The organism is Haemophilus sp. HN_Hi10 (assembly GCF_049821985.1).
GTDB classification, from domain to species: domain Bacteria; phylum Pseudomonadota; class Gammaproteobacteria; order Enterobacterales; family Pasteurellaceae; genus Haemophilus; species Haemophilus influenzae_D.
In genome coordinates, this window is sequence record NZ_CP187495.1 from 1,375,939 (window position 1) to 1,393,803 (window position 17,865).

Annotated in this window: 18 protein-coding genes; 4 read left to right on the forward strand and 14 right to left on the reverse strand. The window is 38.3% G+C overall.

Annotated elements, in window-relative coordinates; translation table 11 throughout:
* Positions 1–9: 9 nt before the first annotated feature.
* The 6 genes from ACPT8Q_RS06740 to ACPT8Q_RS06765 form a co-directional block, all read right to left on the reverse strand.
* Entirely contained in the window at positions 10–963 is a 954-nt protein-coding gene (locus ACPT8Q_RS06740) for a helix-turn-helix transcriptional regulator (RefSeq protein WP_005662473.1), read from the reverse strand.
* A 64-nt stretch (positions 964–1,027) separates the two neighbouring features.
* Positions 1,028–1,513 carry a C40 family peptidase gene (locus tag ACPT8Q_RS06745; protein WP_050949225.1) on the reverse strand — a complete coding sequence of 162 codons (486 nt, stop codon included), beginning with the start codon at positions 1,511–1,513 and terminating at the stop codon, positions 1,028–1,030.
* Positions 1,514–1,565: 52 nt separating this feature from the next.
* Positions 1,566–1,856 carry an integration host factor subunit alpha gene (locus ACPT8Q_RS06750; protein ID WP_042602652.1) on the reverse strand — a complete coding sequence of 97 codons (291 nt, stop codon included), beginning with the start codon at positions 1,854–1,856 and terminating at the stop codon, positions 1,566–1,568.
* Position 1,857: 1 nt separating this feature from the next.
* Positions 1,858–4,245 carry a phenylalanine--tRNA ligase subunit beta gene (gene pheT, locus ACPT8Q_RS06755; RefSeq protein WP_050949226.1) on the reverse strand — a complete coding sequence of 796 codons (2,388 nt, stop codon included), beginning with the start codon at positions 4,243–4,245 and terminating at the stop codon, positions 1,858–1,860.
* 33 nt (positions 4,246–4,278) lie between these two features.
* The gene (gene pheS, locus ACPT8Q_RS06760; RefSeq protein WP_021035163.1) at positions 4,279–5,268 is read right to left on the reverse strand and encodes a phenylalanine--tRNA ligase subunit alpha; all 990 of its coding nucleotides are present in this window, start codon (positions 5,266–5,268) and stop codon (positions 4,279–4,281) included.
* A gap of 149 nt (positions 5,269–5,417) precedes the next feature.
* Positions 5,418–6,143, reverse strand: a complete 726-nt coding sequence (locus ACPT8Q_RS06765; protein WP_050949227.1) for a hypothetical protein — start codon at positions 6,141–6,143, stop codon at positions 5,418–5,420.
* A 45-nt stretch (positions 6,144–6,188) separates the two neighbouring features.
* Here ACPT8Q_RS06765 and yfaE point away from each other — a divergent pair, with 45 nt between their 5' ends.
* Positions 6,189–6,437 (forward strand): class I ribonucleotide reductase maintenance protein YfaE, encoded by a 249-nt coding sequence (yfaE, locus tag ACPT8Q_RS06770; protein WP_050949228.1) that lies wholly within the window; start codon positions 6,189–6,191, stop codon positions 6,435–6,437.
* On the opposite strand, the gene dapB is transcribed toward yfaE, so the two are convergent.
* The 6 genes from dapB to ribH form a co-directional block, all read right to left on the reverse strand.
* The gene (gene dapB / locus ACPT8Q_RS06775; RefSeq protein WP_050949229.1) at positions 6,432–7,244 is read right to left on the reverse strand and encodes a 4-hydroxy-tetrahydrodipicolinate reductase; all 813 of its coding nucleotides are present in this window, start codon (positions 7,242–7,244) and stop codon (positions 6,432–6,434) included. The two genes, yfaE and dapB, sit on opposite strands and share 6 nt — an antisense overlap.
* Positions 7,245–7,260: 16 nt before the next feature.
* Positions 7,261–7,890, reverse strand: coding sequence for a LysE family transporter (locus ACPT8Q_RS06780; RefSeq protein ID WP_050949230.1), 630 nt, complete (start codon positions 7,888–7,890; stop codon positions 7,261–7,263).
* Positions 7,890–8,381, reverse strand: coding sequence for a phosphatidylglycerophosphatase A family protein (locus ACPT8Q_RS06785; protein ID WP_050949231.1), 492 nt, complete (start codon positions 8,379–8,381; stop codon positions 7,890–7,892). The genes ACPT8Q_RS06780 and ACPT8Q_RS06785 overlap by 1 nt, the downstream gene beginning before the upstream one ends.
* A complete protein-coding gene (gene thiL / locus ACPT8Q_RS06790; protein WP_050949232.1) occupies positions 8,378–9,364 on the reverse strand; it encodes a thiamine-phosphate kinase in 987 nt (328 codons plus the stop codon). The genes ACPT8Q_RS06785 and thiL overlap by 4 nt, the downstream gene beginning before the upstream one ends.
* 66 nt (positions 9,365–9,430) lie before the next feature.
* A complete protein-coding gene (nusB, locus tag ACPT8Q_RS06795; protein ID WP_050949233.1) occupies positions 9,431–9,865 on the reverse strand; it encodes a transcription antitermination factor NusB in 435 nt (144 codons plus the stop codon).
* Positions 9,866–9,868: 3 nt separating this feature from the next.
* Entirely contained in the window at positions 9,869–10,342 is a 474-nt protein-coding gene (gene ribH, locus ACPT8Q_RS06800) for a 6,7-dimethyl-8-ribityllumazine synthase (protein WP_050949234.1), read from the reverse strand.
* A gap of 226 nt (positions 10,343–10,568) precedes the next feature.
* On the opposite strand from ribH, the gene asnS reads away from it, so the two are divergent.
* From asnS to ACPT8Q_RS06815, 3 genes are all read left to right on the forward strand, one after another.
* Positions 10,569–11,972: an asparagine--tRNA ligase gene (gene asnS, locus ACPT8Q_RS06805; protein WP_050949235.1), complete on the forward strand. Its 1,404-nt coding sequence runs from the start codon at positions 10,569–10,571 to the stop codon at positions 11,970–11,972.
* 75 nt (positions 11,973–12,047) lie between these two features.
* Entirely contained in the window at positions 12,048–12,743 is a 696-nt protein-coding gene (can, locus tag ACPT8Q_RS06810) for a carbonate dehydratase (protein WP_050949236.1), read from the forward strand.
* Positions 12,744–12,995: 252 nt separating this feature from the next.
* Complete coding sequence (locus tag ACPT8Q_RS06815) at positions 12,996–13,478, forward strand: YbhB/YbcL family Raf kinase inhibitor-like protein (RefSeq protein ID WP_230304878.1); 483 nt, start codon at positions 12,996–12,998, stop codon at positions 13,476–13,478.
* A 342-nt stretch (positions 13,479–13,820) separates the two neighbouring features.
* Here the strand turns inward: ACPT8Q_RS06815 and infB are convergent, their stop codons facing one another.
* Together infB and nusA are read right to left on the reverse strand one after the other, a co-directional pair.
* Positions 13,821–16,355: a translation initiation factor IF-2 gene (gene infB, locus ACPT8Q_RS06820; RefSeq protein WP_050949237.1), complete on the reverse strand. Its 2,535-nt coding sequence runs from the start codon at positions 16,353–16,355 to the stop codon at positions 13,821–13,823.
* Positions 16,356–16,366: 11 nt separating this feature from the next.
* Positions 16,367–17,857: a transcription termination factor NusA gene (gene nusA / locus ACPT8Q_RS06825; RefSeq protein WP_021035153.1), complete on the reverse strand. Its 1,491-nt coding sequence runs from the start codon at positions 17,855–17,857 to the stop codon at positions 16,367–16,369.
* Positions 17,858–17,865: the final 8 nt, after the last annotated feature.

Below are 17,865 nucleotides of genomic sequence, written 5' to 3' on the forward strand. Positions count from 1 at the left end.
TTTATGTCGTTATACTGTTTCTTCTAAATATACACGCTCAATTTCTTGATAATTTTCACCAAAGTGAGCTATCCACCACTCCAGCATTTGACTTTCGATCACTGTTGCTGAAATTTCATAATTATCCCCAGAATCTTTCACAGTTTGCTCCGTTGATAATGGTGTTTCTGTTAAAAATCCACCAATATCCTTATTAATGCGGAAAGTTAATCGGATTTTTCGACCATAGGTAAAACCAAACTTTTGGCTTTCTACATAAGATTTCAAATTAAAATCAGGGCGTTCAAATATCATTGTACTCACTGTTACCTTAAGCAAACGATGCAAAGCCAAGTGTAAAATATCGCCATTCTCATATTGTGCAACTAAATAGCTACTTGGTCCTTGTTGTACCAAAGCCAATGGCTTGACCTGTGCCTTATGTTCTTTACCGTGAATACTCCGATAATGCACCTGTAAAAATCGATTTTGATAAAGTGCGGTGCTAATTTGAGAAAAAATTTCTGAATTGATTTTGGCAGGTAATAACGGCTGACTAGTTGGTGCAATAGCAACTTTATTAAGCCATTCTGCCCCTGATTTTTTATGGCTGTCATAAACTAAATTATATTCGGCCTGTTGAAAGAACGCTTCCATTGAGCTCATAATGCTAGAAGGCAAAATGCCATTGAGATATTGTTTAGCAAGCATAAGCACAAGTGATTGCTGTTCATTTAAAATCGGTAAATCCAAGCCTTTAGCATTTGATTTCCATCGATATCCATAAGGTTTATCACGCATATCACGTTCAATTTCAAACTGTTGAGACAAACTTTCTAGCTGGCGTTGGATTGAACGAATATCACGTTGAACACCAATATCAGCAAGTTTTTGTAAGATTTCTTCGGCGGTAATGAAACGTGTTTTTGGAATAAGGCGTAAAATTTCAAGTTGAATTTGAAGTGCGGTTAAGTTTGAGGACATTTTATCTCCCAAATTTGAAAAAAATCATTATAAAAAATGCTGGAAAATTCCAGCATTATACTTTCTAAATCCGTCTGACTTGCCAGAAGGCTTTCGACCAATAAGGGTTATTCATTGAAGAATAGACAACTCCCCCTCTGGTGGAAGCGTGCAGGAATTTGCCTTCTTTTACATAAATTCCCACATGATAGCCATTAGGGCCTCGGCCAGTTTTAAAGAAAATTAAATCACCTGTTTGAATATCTTCTTTGCGTACATGTTTACCATAATTGGCTTGTTCAGTTGTGCTTCTTGGCAAACGAAGATTAAAACGATCGAAAAAAGTTTTCTGCACAAAACCAGAACAATCTACCCCACGACGTGAAACACCGCCGAGCACATAAGGCGTTCCCGCCCATTCATGTTGTTGTTCGCTCAACATGGCTATAGCCATAATAGGATCGCCGATTTGACCTTTATAGTTCATCGCATAATCATCGTTTTGAAAACTGGAACAAGCGAATAAAAACAGAGAGGCAGTAGCGATTAAAAATGATTTATATACTTTCATACCTTTTCATATGAAAAGTGCGGTAGAAATTCACCGCACTTTTTGTTCCTTGCTATTTAGTTTTTTCTACACGAGCACGTAACTTTTGCCCTGGTTTAAATGTCACCACTCGGCGAGCAGAAACTGGCACAACATCACCAGTTTTCGGGTTACGACCTGGGCGAGATGACTTATCACGTAGTTCAAAATTACCAAATCCTGATAACTTCACATCATGACCAGATTCTAGCGATGAACGAATCTCTTCTAAAAAGTTCTCCACCACATTTTTCGTATCTTGTTTAGATAACTGATATTTATCACTTAAATATTCAATAATATCAATTTTGGTTATCGTAGCCATATTAATCCCTTAATTCAGCATTAAAGCGTTGTTTTACCTCCGCTAATACAGCTGAAATCACTGCATTAATTTCTTCATCTTCAAGTGTTTTTTCATTATCTTGGACAGTCAAGCTAATCGCTAAACTCTTATAGCCTTCAGCGACGCCCACACCTTGATATACATCGAACAAGTTCACTTGCACCAATTTTTCGCCGCCTGCTTGTTTACATGCTGCGATCAATTCCCCTGCTGGTACGCTATCTGCTAGGACTAAAGCTAAATCACGACGGTTTGCTGGGAATTTAGAAATTTCTTTTGCTTGCACCACATTACGTGCTGCAATTGCATTCCAAAGAATTTCAAATACAAAAGTTTTGCCATTTAAGCCAAGTTTTTGGCTAATAGATGGATGAATTGCACCAATAAAACCAATTTCTTGGCCATCTAATTCAATAGCAGCAGATTGACCAGGATGTAATGCATCAAATTGTTTTGCAACAAAACGAACTCTATTCCCCCCCTCTGTTAAAGAAAGTACTGATTCTAAATCGCCTTTAAGATCAAAGAAATCAACAGATTCTACTTTACCTGCCCAATGTTCAGATTTTGCCGTTCCAGTAATCACCGCACTTAAAACAAATTCTTGACGCACGCCAAATTCTGCATTGGCATCTGGTACAAAACGTAATCCAGTTTCAAATAAACGAACACGGGATTGTTGGCGATTTTGGTTATAAAGCACAGCACCTAATAAACCACTCATTAAAGACACGCGCATTGCGGACATTTCCACAGAAATAGGATTTGGCAATACAAGTGCTTCTTGATGTGGATGTAATAAACTTTGAATTTTTGGATCCACAAAGCTATAAGTAATGGCTTCTTGATAATCTGCATCTACAAGTGCGGTCTTAATTCGAGCTAAATCTAAATCAGATTCTTTGTGCTCACGCATGCGGAGATGCGCTAATGGCGCATTGTTTGGAATGCAGTTATAACCATAAATACGCGCTACTTCCTCAATTAAATCTTCTTCGATTTCAATATCAAAACGCCAGCTTGCAGAAGTTACCGTCCAAATATCATTTGCATAAGTAACATCGAAACCAAGACGGTGGAAAATTTCTGTTACGCTTTCTGTTTCAATATGATGACCTAAAAGTGCATCTAATTTACTACGGCGAAGTTGAACTGTATTGACTTTAGGAAGATGAGTTTCATTGCTTGCTTCGCAAATTCCCCCTGCTTCACCACCACAGATTTCAAGCAATAATGCGGTTGCTCGTTCCATTGCTTTACGGGCTAATTCAAAATCCACACCACGTTCAAAACGGTGTGATGCATCAGTATGTAAACCATATTGTCTTGCACGGCCTGCAATAGCTAATGGTGCAAAAAATGCGGATTCTAAAATCACATCTTTCGTTTCACTATTCACGCCACTTTCAGCACCACCAAAGATCCCTGCCATTGCTAAAGGCCCATTTTGGTCGGCAATTAATAAAGTATTTGATTGAAGTTTTGCAGTTGAACCATCTAATAATACTAATTCTTCACCTTCTTTTGCTAAGCGAACTTGAACAGGTTGTGCAACTTTGGCCGCATCAAACGCGTGCATTGGCTGACCAAGCTCAAGCAAAATATAGTTAGTAATATCAACAATAGGATCAATAGAACGAATACCACAACGACGCAATTTTTCTTGCATCCACATTGGCGATAGTGCTTTTACATTGACGTTCTTTATCACACGTAATAAATAACGCGGGCAGGCATCTGGTGCTTGTAAATCAATTTGAACTTTATCAGAAATTGTTGCTGGCATCGCTTCAAAGTGCGGTTGATTTACTGGCTGTTTATTTACCACACCAATTTCACGCGCAATACCCGCAATGCTCAAACAATCCGCACGATTTGGCGTTAAGCTAATTTCGATGGCATTATCATTTAAACCCAAATATTCACGTAAATCAGTGCCGATTGGTGCATCAACTGGCAATTCAATAATACCGTCCGCTTCAACATCAATACCTAATTCAGAAAATGAACAAAGCATTCCTTCTGATGGTTGACCGCGTAATTTGGTTTTCTTAATTTTGAAATCACCAGGTAATACCGCACCTTCTGTTGCACAAGCAACTTTTAAGCCTTTACGGCAATTTGGTGCGCCACACACGATATCCAATAAACGATCACCGCCTACATTCACTTTAGTTACACGTAATTTATCCGCATCTGGATGTTGTGCACATTCCACCACTTCACCCACAACGACACCATTAAATTTACCCGCAACGGCTTCTACACCATCCACTTCTAAGCCAAGCATGGTAATTTGCTCGCATAATTGCTCGGTGGACACCGCAGGGTTCACCCATTCTCTTACCCACTGTTCACTAAATTTCATTTGTTGTTATCCTTTTAATTCTAATCCGAGAAATTACTTAAATTGTTTTAAAAAACGTAAGTCGTTTTCAAAGAACGAACGTAAATCTGTGACGTTATAACGTAACATTGTTAAACGCTCAACGCCCATTCCCACGGCAAAACCAGAATATTCATTCGGATCAATACCAACGTTACGCAACACATTTGGGTGCACCATACCACAGCCCAACACTTCTAACCATTTACCGTTTTTACCCATCACATCCACTTCGGCTGAAGGTTCAGTAAACGGGAAATAAGATGGACGGAAACGCACTTGTAAATCTTCTTCAAAGAAAGCGCGTAAGAAATCGTGTAATAAGCCTTTCAATTCTGTGAAATTTGCTTTTTTATCCACATAAAGTAGTTCAATTTGGTGGAACATTGGCGTGTGGGTTTGATCGTAGTCATTACGATATACACGTCCCGGAGCCATAATGCGAATTGGTGGCTGCATTTTTTCCATAGTACGAATTTGCACGCCAGAAGTTTGGGTGCGAAGTAATAATTCTGGATTAAACCAGAAAGTATCGTGATCGGCACGTGCTGGGTGATGTTTAGGAATATTTAACGCATCGAAGTTGTAATAATCACTTTCAATTTCAGGGCCATTTTCAACTGAAAAGCCAAGTTCTGAGAAAAATTTTGTTACACGATTAATCGTCATAGTAACTGGGTGTAAGCCACCAGTTTCAACTTTGCGACCAGGTAAACTGACATCAACACGTTCTTTTTCTAATTTTGCGTTAAGTTCAGCCTGTTCCCACTCCGTTTTTTTTGCATTTAAAAATTCTAACGCAGCTTGTTTTGCTTCGTTAATTTTTGCGCCCATAGCCGGACGTTCTTCTGCTGACACATTACGCAATTCTTGCATTAATTGAGTAAAATGCCCTTTCTTACCAAAATATTCGACACGGATTTCATCCAAAGCCGTTAAACTTTTATCCTGAATGGATTCAATCGCTAATTTCGCTTTCTCAACAAGCTCGTTCAGATGTTGCATAGTTTCCCCTGCTTCTCTTTTCTCTATAAAATAAAAAAACCGAGTAATGATAATACCAAGTCCTTAAAAAGTAAAAGAATAATACGAAAAATCATTGGTTTATCAAAAATAAAAATGGAATAACCTTATCGCTATTCCATTTTGTCTTGTTACCAACAAAATCGTTCATTCACAAAATTTTCTGACCGCTCTTTTTGCCATTTTTCTTTATTTTTTGGATTGCCAAAAAAACGTGCTTGTTCCTGTAAACGTTGAACTAATTTTTCCTCAGCTTCTTTTAATGCTTTTCTACGATCTGCAAATTTTGAGGGCAATGCTGGTAAGAAAATCACTTCATAAGGATGAGTAATTGTCCATTTCACCGCATTTCCTGCAGCACGACTTTGTTTATCAAAATCACAAAACGCATAAGCATTAACAAACTGCCCTACTACGTGGCTGAATCCTGTATTATCCTGTACCGTTTGTTTTGGTAAATCCAATACATAAAGTGCGGTGATCAAACGGTTTTGTCCACGATAAAACCAAGTAACCGCTTCATCTCTTAAGCCAAAATCATAAGCCCGAGCGGCTAATGTGAACATTGTGATTGGGGAAATACGAGCAGGATTTTCTTCTACAAATTTTACCGCACTTTTATAACCTTTTAGCGTATTTTCACGTAACATAGGATCGATTTCTTTATGTACAAATACATTTTCTGCTTTTCCATTTTCAGCAGAATAATAAGGTTTGATATAAACATCCACAGATTTCACTGGAGTTTTACTGATAGAGCTACAAGCCGTAATAAAAAGTGCGGTTATAAAACATAGCATTTTAACAAAATTCAAACAAATCCACTGACTAAGTGAAGTTTTTATCAATAATTTCATATTTTCCTTATATAATGGCACGACAAATTTCAACATATCGTTATTATGAAAATCCACCTTATCCGCCATAACACCACATTAGAATTTAATAATGAAACAAGTTTACTCGATCATCTCGAGAAAAATAATATTCATCATGAATATCAATGCCGCAGTGGCTATTGTGGTTCTTGTCGTGTGAAGATTAAAAAAGGCAAGGTGTCTTATAAAGAAATGCCCCTTGCCTTTCTACAACCCGATGAAATTCTACTTTGTTGCTGTCAAGTAGAAAGCGATATTGAACTTGATTTATAAATTATTTAAATCTAATACATCGGTCATATCAAATAAGCCATTCGCCTTATTTTCTAGCCATTTACCAGCACGCACTGCGCCATTAGCGAAAGTCATACGGCTTGATGCTTTATGGGAAATTTCTACACGCTCGCCAATATCAGCAAACCAAACCGTGTGTTCCCCCACCACATCCGAAGCACGAATAGTTGAAAAACCAATTTCATCACGTTTACGTTCGCCTGTAATTCCTTCACGGCAGAACACTCCGTGAGTTTTTAAATCACGACCTAAGGTTTTCGCGATATGTTCCCCCATAGAAAGTGCGGTGCCAGAAGGTGCGTCCACTTTGTGGCGATGATGTGCTTCGATCACTTCAATATCGCAATAATCCCCCATCACTTTTGCCGCTTTTTCTAAAAGCTTGAAGACTAAATTCACACCAACACTGAAATTTGATGCAAACACAATAGCAATTTTATCTGAAGCTGCTTTAATCGCTACTTTACCATTTTCATCAAAACCAGTTGTACCGATCACCATTTTTTTATTATTCGCTACACAAAATGCAATATGTTCAAGGGTGCCTTCTGGGCGAGTAAAATCTATTAATAAATCGAATTTATTTTTTTGGCATTCAAGATCGTCCGAAACTATTACACCAATTTGACCAATTCCTGCCAATTCTCCCGCATCTGTTCCGACTAAAGATGATCCTTTGCGTTCAAAAGCCGCTCCTAGTTCTACGCTTTCCGCAGAATGAACCGCTTGAATTAATTGACGCCCCATTCTTCCGCCAGCACCAGCGATTGCAATTTTTAATGTCATGTTACTTCCTTTTTTATTAATGAATTATTTCGTTGATGCCATTATAGACAAGCACACAACCAAAAAATAAAAATACAATACCCGCCATATTATCAATATAACGGCTGTATTGACTATATAAACGCTTGGCAATATTACGTGAAAAAATCAATGAAATCACATAAAAATAACAAAATGTTTCAACCACAATTACCATAAAAGCCAAGATAATTTGCCACATTTCAGTGATATTTACTAAGACAAGCGACATCACGCTACTAAAATACACCACGACTTTTGCATTGGATAAATTCACTAAAAGCCCTTTCACAATTTCTTTTTTGATCGTGGTTTGTTGATTGAATTCTGTTGTAGAGTGCGGTTCAAATTGAGCGTGTTTTTTACTGCGAGCCATTAAAAAACCGAGATATGCTAAGTAACTACCACCTAGAAACATAATCACGCCATGTAATGCTGGAATGGTAACGAACAACACCGCCAATCCCAACATAGAAAGCATTCCCCAAAAAGCGACGCCAAGCGTTATGCCTAAAATACCACAAACTGTATTACGACGAGAGTTACTTGCCGCCATTCGGCTTACATAGAAGAAATCAGGGCCTGGCGTCATTAAGCCAAATAAATGCACTATGATTAAATTTAGCATCACAACATCCAATACTGAATTGCAAATACGACAATCACGGCATAAATTGCCGCTAATACATCATCGACCATAATGCCAAAACCACTTTCGAGTTTTTCGTCAAAATAACGAATTGGGAACGGTTTTAAAATATCGAAAAAACGAAATAACGCAAAAGCAGCCAAAATCCATTGCCAAGATAATGACGGGATCGCCGTTAATACAATAAATACACCGACAAATTCATCCCAGACGATAGAACCATGATCATGCACACCCATATCTGCTGCGGTTTTTTGACAAAGGTAGCAACCGAGTAGAAAACAAAGTGCGGTAAAAATTAAAAAGGTTTTTAAGCCTAATAAGGAAAGTAAAATCACGCCTAAAATTGTTCCGGCTAAACTCCCCCACGTGCCTGGAGCAGGATGAATTAAGCCCGATCCAAAACCAACGGCAAGCAAATGAATAGGATTTAAAAGAGAGATTTTTTTAAGAGGATTATTTTCTGTCATTTTGATTCCTTAAAATGATCGAAACCACTTGAAAAAGTTATATTCACAGGTTTTCCATCACGTAAAAAACGAGGCGAAAAGTCGCCGCACTTTTCTGTGATCTTGCCAATGCAAGTACAAGACACATTCAGTTTTTTCAAGCGTAATTCTAATTCATCTTTAGATTCTGTCGGAATAGTAAAACAAAGTTCATAATCTTCTCCGCCAGTTAAGGCAAATTGTTCCGCTTGAACGCGATCATATTTATTCAAAATCGCTGATGAAAGAGGTAATGAAGAAAGTTCAACTTCGGCACTACATTGGCTTCGTTCAAGAATATGCCCTAAATCAGAGATTAACCCATCGGAAAGATCAATGGCTGCATGGGCAATATCAATTAACACCCGTCCAAGTTCAATTCTAGGTGTGGGTCTAAGATGTCGTTGTTGCAAAAAAACATCATCAGAATCAACCGCACTTTTGCCCGATAAAATTTGTGTTAAACCTGCTGCGCTATCGCCTAAAGTACCTGAAACATAAATTAAATCGCCGATTTGTGCTTTATGCCGACAAATCGCCTTCCCTTTTTCAACAAGACCTTGTGCTGTAATGGTAATAGATAAGTTACCTTTTGTAGTATCGCCACCAATTAATGTGACGTTGTATTGTTTTAATGTATGCAATAAACTTTGGCTAAATGTTGAAAGCCAATTTTCATCTACATTTGGCAAAGTTAATGCCAGAGAAACCCATTTTGGCAAAGCCCCCATTGCAGCAAGATCGCTTAAATTTGTTGCAACGGCTTTGTAAGCTAAATCTTCAGGAGAAATACTTGGTAAAAAATGCGTATTTTCCACCATTGTATCCGTCGTAATGGCAAGCTGATAATTCTCAGGAATAGAAACCAGCGCACAATCGTCGCCAATAGACAATTGTACAAAATCATCAACTAATATTTGTTGCTGAAAATATCCTTTAATTAAATCAAATTCACCCATTGCCATTTTTCACCTATCTTATTAAAGAAAAGGCACGCGTTAAAAACGCGTGCCATTTTCAGTTTAAAAGGATTATTTACGCCCTAATGCGGGTGCGATTTTATCAAGTACGCCATTGATATATTTATGGCTTTCATCTGCACCGAAGACTTTTGCCACTTCAATCGCTTCATTGATAACCACTTTATATGGCACATCTAACTCGAAGCGCAATTCATAAACGGCTAAACGCAAAATTGCCGTTTCAATAGGATCAAGCTCATCAAAAGCGCGGTCAGTATAAGGCGAAATTGAAAAATCAACGGTTTCAATATTTTCTACTGTTTGACGAAATAATTTACGGAAGTAAGGTTTATCTACCCCATCCATATCTTGATCTAACACAAAGGCTAATTCCACTTGTTCTACAGTATTGCCGGATATTGCCCAAGAATACAAGGCTTGAACAGTACATTCACGCGCACGACGACGAGCAGAAGGCTTTTTCACTTGTTTTTGTTCTGTCATGGTTTATGCCGCATCAATTTGTTGAATAAGATTAACCATTTCAAGTGCTGTTAAGGCTGCTTCTGCACCTTTATTACCTGCTTTAGTGCCAGCACGTTCAATTGCTTGCTCAATATTTTCTGTGGTTAATACGCCAAAAGCGACTGGGATTTCAGCATCCATTGCAACTTTTCCTAAACCGTTGCTTGCTTCCCCTGCTACATATTCAAAGTGTGCTGTACCACCACGGATAACTGTACCTAATGCCACAATCGCATCAAATTTTTTACTTTCGGCTAAACGACGAGCAACTAATGGCAATTCATAGGCACCAGGAGCACGCACGATAGTGATATTTTCATCTTTCACTTGGCCGATACGTTTTAATGCATCAATTGCACCTTCTAATAAACTTTCATTAATAAAACTGTTAAAACGAGCAATTGCTACTGCAACTTTTGCATTAGGTGCTGCGACTGAGCCTTCTAAAACTTTCATATTTTTTCCTATTATTAGCCATAATGATTTTGACCCGAGATTTTAGCATAAAATCGCATATATTCAATATTAATAAGGCTTTACCCTATTTTATTTAGGGCTCATTTTTAAGGCTATTTTATTGTTCATAGACCGCACCAATACTATATTTTTATGGAAAATTTCCTTTATTAAGGTAAACTATCGGTCATTTTAAATGAATTACATTTAGTTACAGAGGTTTAATATGTCTAAAGTGGCATCGATTGTTGATGTATTACGAGGAAAAGTGGCGATTGGCGAAACCGTCACTGTACGTGGTTGGGTGCGTACCCGCCGCGATTCTAAAGCAGGCTTATCTTTCTTAGCAGTTTATGACGGTTCTTGTTTTGATCCAATTCAAGCGATTATTAATAACGATATTGAAAATTACGAAAACGAAATTTTACGTTTAACAACAGGCTGTTCTGTGATTATAACAGGTAAAATCGTTGAATCTCCTGCAGAAGGACAAGCGGTTGAATTACAAGCAGAAAAAGTGGAAGTGACAGGGTTTGTTGAAGATCCAGATACTTACCCAATGGCAGCAAAACGCCACTCTATTGAATATTTACGCGAAGTAGCTCACTTACGCCCTCGTACCAATATTATTGGTGCAGTTGCGCGTGTTCGCCATTGCTTATCTCAAGCAATTCATCGTTTCTTCCACGAACAAGGTTTCTACTGGGTGGCAACTCCATTAATTACTGCATCAGATACTGAAGGTGCGGGTGAAATGTTCCGTGTTTCAACACTAGATTTAGAAAATCTTCCACGTGATGAAAATGGAAAAGTGGATTTCAGCCAAGATTTCTTCGGTAAAGAATCATTTTTAACGGTTTCAGGTCAGTTAAATGGCGAAACCTATGCTTGTGCATTAAGTAAAATTTATACTTTTGGCCCAACATTCCGTGCGGAAAACTCGAATACCACCCGTCACTTAGCTGAATTCTGGATGGTTGAACCCGAAGTAGCATTTGCAACGTTAGAGGATAACGCAAAACTTGCCGAAGATATGTTGAAATACGTATTCCGTGCAGTGTTAGCAGAGCGTAAAGACGACTTACAATTCTTTGAAAAACATGTAGATAAAGATGTTATTACGCGTCTAGAAAACTTTGTAAACTCAGATTTTGCACAAATTGACTATACTGATGCCATTGATGTGTTATTAAAATCTGGTAAAAAATTTGAATTCCCTGTTTCTTGGGGTATCGATCTTTCTTCTGAACACGAACGTTTCTTGGCGGAAGAATATTTCAAATCACCGGTTGTGGTGAAAAACTATCCAAAAGACATTAAAGCATTCTATATGCGTTTAAATAACGATGGAAAAACGGTGGCAGCAATGGACGTGTTAGCACCGGGAATTGGTGAAATCATCGGTGGTTCACAACGTGAAGAACGTTTAGAGGTGCTTGATAAACGTATGGAAGAAATGGGATTAAATCCAGATGATTATTGGTGGTATCGCGATCTTCGTAAATATGGTAGCGTTCCACATTCTGGTTTTGGTCTTGGTTTTGAACGCCTAATCGTCTATGTAACTGGCGTGCAAAACATTCGTGATGTAATTCCATTCCCACGTGCACCAAGAAATGCGAATTTCTAATTCAATTTAACGTTAATATTGACCGCACTTACGCCAAAGTGCGGTCAATTTTTTCAGAATTTTAAGGAAAGCAAAATGGATAAAATTAAACAACTCTTTGCCAACAATTATAGTTGGGCGAAAAGAATGAAAGAAGAAAATTCGACTTACTTCAAAGAGCTTGCGGATCATCAAACGCCACATTACCTTTGGATTGGTTGCTCTGATAGCCGTGTGCCTGCTGAAAAATTGACAAATCTTGAACCGGGCGAGCTTTTTGTTCACCGTAATGTTGCTAACCAAGTAATTCACACAGATTTTAATTGCCTTTCTGTTGTGCAATATGCCGTCGATGTACTTAAAATCGAACATATTATTATCTGTGGTCACACCAACTGCGGGGGAATTCACGCTGCTATGGCAGATAAAGATTTAGGGCTTATCAACAACTGGCTCCTTCATATTCGCGATATTTGGTTTAAACACGGACATCTTCTCGGTAAACTTTCCCCAGAAAAACGTGCCGATATGCTAACTAAAATTAACGTAGCGGAACAGGTTTACAATCTAGGTCGCACATCAATTGTCAAAAGTGCTTGGGAACGAGGACAAAAACTCTCATTGCACGGCTGGGTATATGACGTAAATGATGGATTTTTAGTGGATCAAGGTGTAATGGCAACCAGTAGAGAAACCCTTGAAATTTCCTATCGAAACGCTATCGCTCGTTTATCCATACTTGATGAAGAAAATATTTTGAAAAAAGATCATATTGAACCAACAGCAAATTGATACTTGCAATATTTCCACTAGAATTTCATTTATCTATTGTAGAATTTTATTGCTTGTAATGTCTTTTTATTTCAGCAGATTTTATAAGTTTAGGTCGAGAAAAACGATAGTGGATAAAATAAAAAAGAAGCTAATTTTCCCGAAAATTTGCAAACCATATCAGAAATAAAAAACATTTGAGCGTTTTTGCACAATTTTAGTTAATAAGATTTCCTATACTGATACCTCATGTACATCAGAAAAGGGAAAATTATGAAAAAAATGATCTCAAGCGTATTTTGTTCGCTTATTGCTGGTACATCTTATGGTTTTGGTTGCAATGGAGGAAATCTGTCACCAGCAATTTCTTGGGCGAATGCCCCGAAAGGGACGAAAAGTTTTGTAGTAACGATCTATGATAAAGATGCACCAACAGGCATTGGCTGGATGCATTGGGTCGTTGCAAATATTCCAGCAAATACGACTACTCTTCCTGAAGGTATTAAAGCTGATGGTACTAATTTACCACAAGATGCACTACAAACCCGCACTGATTTTGGCGTACCAGGCTTTGGCGGAGCTTGTCCACCCGAAGGACAAAAACATCGTTACGAAATTAAAGTCACAGCGGTAAGTGTAGAAACCCTGCCAAATGTGGCGGCAGATACACCAGCTTGGATAATTTTCTCTCCATTTATCCAACGCAAAATTTTTCTACCACGCCTAACCCAAATAACGGCAGGTTGCGTAAAATAGGATTTATCTAGTTTCAATTTATGTCTTTGTATAATGGTATTTTTTTCAGCAAGATTAGGACGAATGGGCATAAAAATTCCTTGTAAAAGTGCGGTCATTTTAAGTAATTTTTTATGAGTGTTCTAAATTATGCTAAACACTCTCCCAATTTTTAAATGAAGGAGCATTTAGAATAATCTGCTACCTATACAGATAAAATTATCGTTCAGTTATGTAATCAAATAATAGATGGAGAAGATTGCGAAGAATTTAACTGATTTATAGCTTTTGATATGATTATTTATAATAAAAAGAGCAGTTAAAAATTATGATATTTTTAACCGCCCTTTGTTTTGTTAAAGGTTAGATTGAACGCTTAACCTCAACCACTTCAAACACCTCGATTTGGTCGCCGACTTTTACATCGTTGTAGTTTTTCACGCCGATACCACATTCCATACCGTTACGAACTTCAGATACATCATCTTTGAAACGACGAAGAGATTCTAATTCCCCTTCAAAGATAACGACGTTGTCACGTAATACACGGATTGGGTTGTTACGTTTCACTACCCCCTCGGTTACCATACAGCCTGCGATTGCACCAAATTTCGGATGACGGAATACATCACGAACTTCAGCTAAGCCAATAATTTCTTGTTTAAATTCAGGCTCTAACATACCGCTCATTGCGGCTTTAATTTCATTCAACAATTCATAAATGATTGAGTAGTAATGTAAATCAATGTTTTCTGCCTCAATGACACGACGAGCTGTTGCATCCGCACGAACATTAAAGCCAACAATGATGGCATTAGATGCTGCCGCTAAAGTTGCATCAGTTTCAGTAATACCACCTACACCTGAACCAACAACTTTAACTTTTACTTCATTAGTAGAAAGTTCATTTAATGCTTGAACAATCGCTTCTACAGAGCCTTGTACGTCGGCTTTCACAATGACGTTCAATTCAGCCACATCGCCTTCAGACATATTGCTAAACATATTTTCAAGTTTCGCTTTTTGCTGACGAGCTAATTTAACTTCACGGAATTTACCTTGACGATATAACGCCACTTCACGTGCTTTTTTCTCATCACGTACAACGGTTGTTTCATCCCCCGCTGCAGGCACACCTGAAAGACCTAATAATTCAACTGGAATTGAAGGACCAGCTTCATCAACTTCTTTTCCGTTTTCATCACGCATTGCACGTACACGGCCGTATTCAAAACCACAAAGTACGATGTCGCCTTTACGTAGCGTACCTGATTGAACCAAGATAGTTGCCACGGGGCCACGACCTTTATCCAAATAAGATTCAATGACTACACCACTTGCCATGCCGTCTTTTACAGCAGTCAATTCAAGCACTTCTGATTGAAGTAGGATAGCATCTAATAAATCATCAACTCCTGTACCTTTCTTCGCAGATACTGGGACAAATTGCACATCGCCACCGAATTTTTCAGAAATGACATCATGTTGTAATAATTCTTGCTCAACACGGTCTGGATTTGCTTCTGGTTTATCGATTTTATTTACTGCAACCACTAAAGGCGCACCTGCTGCTTTTGCGTGTTGAATCGCTTCGATAGTTTGAGGCATCACACCATCATCGGCAGCAACAACAAGAACAACAATATCTGTTGCTTTTGCACCACGCGCACGCATAGAAGTAAAGGCAGCATGTCCTGGAGTATCCAAGAAAGTGATCATTTTGCCATCATCCATTTCTACGTGATACGCACCGATATGTTGAGTAATACCACCTGCTTCGCCTGCAGCCACTTTCGCTTTACGAATATAGTCGAGTAAAGAAGTTTTACCGTGATCAACGTGTCCCATAATAGTTACAACTGGCGCACGCGTTACTTTTTCCGCATTTACATCGCGATCACCTAATACCGCTTCTTCAAGCTCATTTTCATTGCGAAGAATTACTTTATGACCAAGTTCTTCCGCTACTAATTGAGCGGCTTCTTGATCGATAACTTGGTTGATGGTGACCATTTCACCCATTTTCATCATCACTTTAATGATTTCTGTCGCTTTCACCGACATTTTGTTCGCAAGTTCTGCAACGGTAATGGTTTCGCCAATCACAACATCTGCTTTTACTACTTGAACTGGTTTAGTAAAGGCTTGTTGAAGTGCGGTGCCTTTTTTTCCATTTTTACCTTTACCAAACTTAGCATCTTTTTGATTTTTACGATTAGATTCGCGCTCGTTTTTCGAGTTTTTGCTATTTTCATCGTCACGACCGCCTTTTTTTGCTTTTGCTACTTTATTTTTACCTCGACCACGATTTTCATTACGACGATCTTCTTCATCTTCTGCTTCAAGTGCATATCTTGAACTTAAATTGTAATCAGAATAGTCTTCTGAAGAAGATTCATTGTCTGAATCATCTGCTTCAGCATAACGTTTAGCTTCTTCTGCTGCACGACGAGCTTGTTCTTCTGCTTTTTGACGAGCCACTTCTTCAGCTTTACGGCGAAGTTCAGCTTCTTCTGCTTTACGTTTCTCTTTTTCAGGATCAACAAATTTAGCTTTAGAATCTACCGCACTTTTTGCTGGCTTAGCGGTTTCTGCTTTCGCTTTTTCAGCTTTTGATTTTTCATCAGCTTCTTTCTTAGTTGCCGCTTTTTCAGCTTCTAAACGAGCTTTTTCTTCTGCCGCTTTTTGTTCAGCAATTTTTTTCGCTTCCGCTTCTTGCTGTGCTTTTAATTTTGCTTCTTCTTGTTGAGCAATATCGGTTTTTACTGTGCGTTTTTTACGTACTTCTACTTGTACAGCTTTACTTTTTCCACTCGTTGTTGTACCACTCACTGTAGTTTTTGTTCTGCGTTGAATGCTTAATTTTTTTGGCACATCAGCCTTTACATCTTCAGTCATTACAGCTCTCCTTATTCTTCTTCGCCAAACCAACAAATATTACGTGCAGCCATAATTAAATCTGCGGCCTCTTCTGCGGTTAATTCTTCAATATCAGTTAAATCATCAACGCCTTGTTCTGCGAGTTCTTCAAGGGTGGTAATTTGTTTTTCTGCTAGTTTGATCGCAACGTGACGATTCATTCCCTCTAAATTCAATAAACGATCTTCAACATTCGCTTTTTTCAGAGCTTCTTCTTCAGCTACTGCTGCGGCTGTAATCGCATTTTTAGCACGGGTTTGAAGTTCTTCAACAAGATCTTCATCTTCTAAACCATCAATTGCTGTCAATTCATTCATTGGCACATAAGCAATTTCTTCTAAACTTGTGAAACCTTCTTCCACAAGGATTTGAGCAAATTCTTCATCAAGTTCTAAGGCATTCATAAATAAGTTTAACACTTTGTTATCTTCTGCTTGATGTTTTGTGTTTAACTCATCGGTCGTCATTACGTTTAGTGTCCAACCCGTTAATTGTGTTGCTAAACGCACATTTTGACCATTACGACCAATTGCTTGCGCAAGGTTAGCTGCTTCAACGGCAATATCCATAGAATGATTATCTTCATCAACAATAATAGAAGACACATCCGCAGGTGCCATTGCATTGATCACAAATTGCGCTGGATTATCATCCCAAAGTACAATATCAACTCGTTCACCGCCAAGTTCATTGGTAATTGCCTGAACACGTGCACCACGCATTCCTACACAAGCACCAACAGGATCGATACGTTTATCATTTGATTTTACCGCGATTTTAGCACGAGAACCCGCATCACGAGCTGCACCACGAATTTCAATCATTTCTTCGCCAATTTCAGGCACTTCAATACGGAATAATTCGATCAACATTTCTGGTTTAGAACGTGTCACAAATAATTGTGCAGTTTTGCCTTCAGGATTCACTTTATAAAGTACCCCACGAACACGATCTCCCGGACGGAAGTTTTCACGTGGTAACATATCTTCACGTGCAATCATCGCTTCCGCTTTATTGCCAAGGTCTAAAATAATACTGTCTCGACTTACTTTTTTTACGGTGCCTGTTACAATTTTTCCTTCTTCTTCACGAAATTGTTCAACCACTTTTGCACGTTCAGCTTCACGAATTTTAGTGCTAATAACTTGACGTGCCGTTTGCATTGCAATACGGTCAAACGCAATAGATTCAATTTGATCTTCTACATACTCTCCAAGTTGCAAATTTGGATCATCAAATTGCGCCGCTTCCAAAGTAATTTCCTTCGTTGGTACTTTTACTTCATCTACGACTAACCAACGGCGAAAAGTATCAAATTCCCCTGTTTTTGGATTAATTGAAACGCGAATATCGGTTTCATATTCAAACTTCTTCTTAGTAGAAATCGCAATCGCACTCTCCAATGCTTCAAAAATTTTCTCACGTGGTAATAATTTTTCATTGGATACAGCTTCTGCCGCTAGTAAAATTTCTTTACTCATTTCTCTTT

Bases quoted from the DNA above. Each gene is read 5' to 3' on its own strand.
- ACPT8Q_RS06740 (WP_005662473.1), bottom strand. From the start codon at position 963: ATGTCCTCAAACTTAACCGCACTTCAAATTCAACTTGAAATTTTACGC.
- ACPT8Q_RS06745 (WP_050949225.1), bottom strand. From the start codon at position 1,513: ATGAAAGTATATAAATCATTTTTAATCGCTACTGCCTCTCTGTTTTTA.
- ACPT8Q_RS06750 (WP_042602652.1), bottom strand. From the start codon at position 1,856: ATGGCTACGATAACCAAAATTGATATTATTGAATATTTAAGTGATAAA.
- pheT (WP_050949226.1), bottom strand. From the start codon at position 4,245: ATGAAATTTAGTGAACAGTGGGTAAGAGAATGGGTGAACCCTGCGGTG.
- pheS (WP_021035163.1), bottom strand. From the start codon at position 5,268: ATGCAACATCTGAACGAGCTTGTTGAGAAAGCGAAATTAGCGATTGAA.
- ACPT8Q_RS06765 (WP_050949227.1), bottom strand. From the start codon at position 6,143: ATGAAATTATTGATAAAAACTTCACTTAGTCAGTGGATTTGTTTGAAT.
- yfaE (WP_050949228.1), top strand. From the start codon at position 6,189: ATGAAAATCCACCTTATCCGCCATAACACCACATTAGAATTTAATAAT.
- dapB (WP_050949229.1), bottom strand. From the start codon at position 7,244: ATGACATTAAAAATTGCAATCGCTGGTGCTGGCGGAAGAATGGGGCGT.
- ACPT8Q_RS06780 (WP_050949230.1), bottom strand. From the start codon at position 7,890: ATGCTAAATTTAATCATAGTGCATTTATTTGGCTTAATGACGCCAGGC.
- ACPT8Q_RS06785 (WP_050949231.1), bottom strand. From the start codon at position 8,381: ATGACAGAAAATAATCCTCTTAAAAAAATCTCTCTTTTAAATCCTATT.
- thiL (WP_050949232.1), bottom strand. From the start codon at position 9,364: ATGGCAATGGGTGAATTTGATTTAATTAAAGGATATTTTCAGCAACAA.
- nusB (WP_050949233.1), bottom strand. From the start codon at position 9,865: ATGACAGAACAAAAACAAGTGAAAAAGCCTTCTGCTCGTCGTCGTGCG.
- ribH (WP_050949234.1), bottom strand. From the start codon at position 10,342: ATGAAAGTTTTAGAAGGCTCAGTCGCAGCACCTAATGCAAAAGTTGCA.
- asnS (WP_050949235.1), top strand. From the start codon at position 10,569: ATGTCTAAAGTGGCATCGATTGTTGATGTATTACGAGGAAAAGTGGCG.
- can (WP_050949236.1), top strand. From the start codon at position 12,048: ATGGATAAAATTAAACAACTCTTTGCCAACAATTATAGTTGGGCGAAA.
- ACPT8Q_RS06815 (WP_230304878.1), top strand. From the start codon at position 12,996: ATGAAAAAAATGATCTCAAGCGTATTTTGTTCGCTTATTGCTGGTACA.
- infB (WP_050949237.1), bottom strand. From the start codon at position 16,355: ATGACTGAAGATGTAAAGGCTGATGTGCCAAAAAAATTAAGCATTCAA.
- nusA (WP_021035153.1), bottom strand. From the start codon at position 17,857: ATGAGTAAAGAAATTTTACTAGCGGCAGAAGCTGTATCCAATGAAAAA.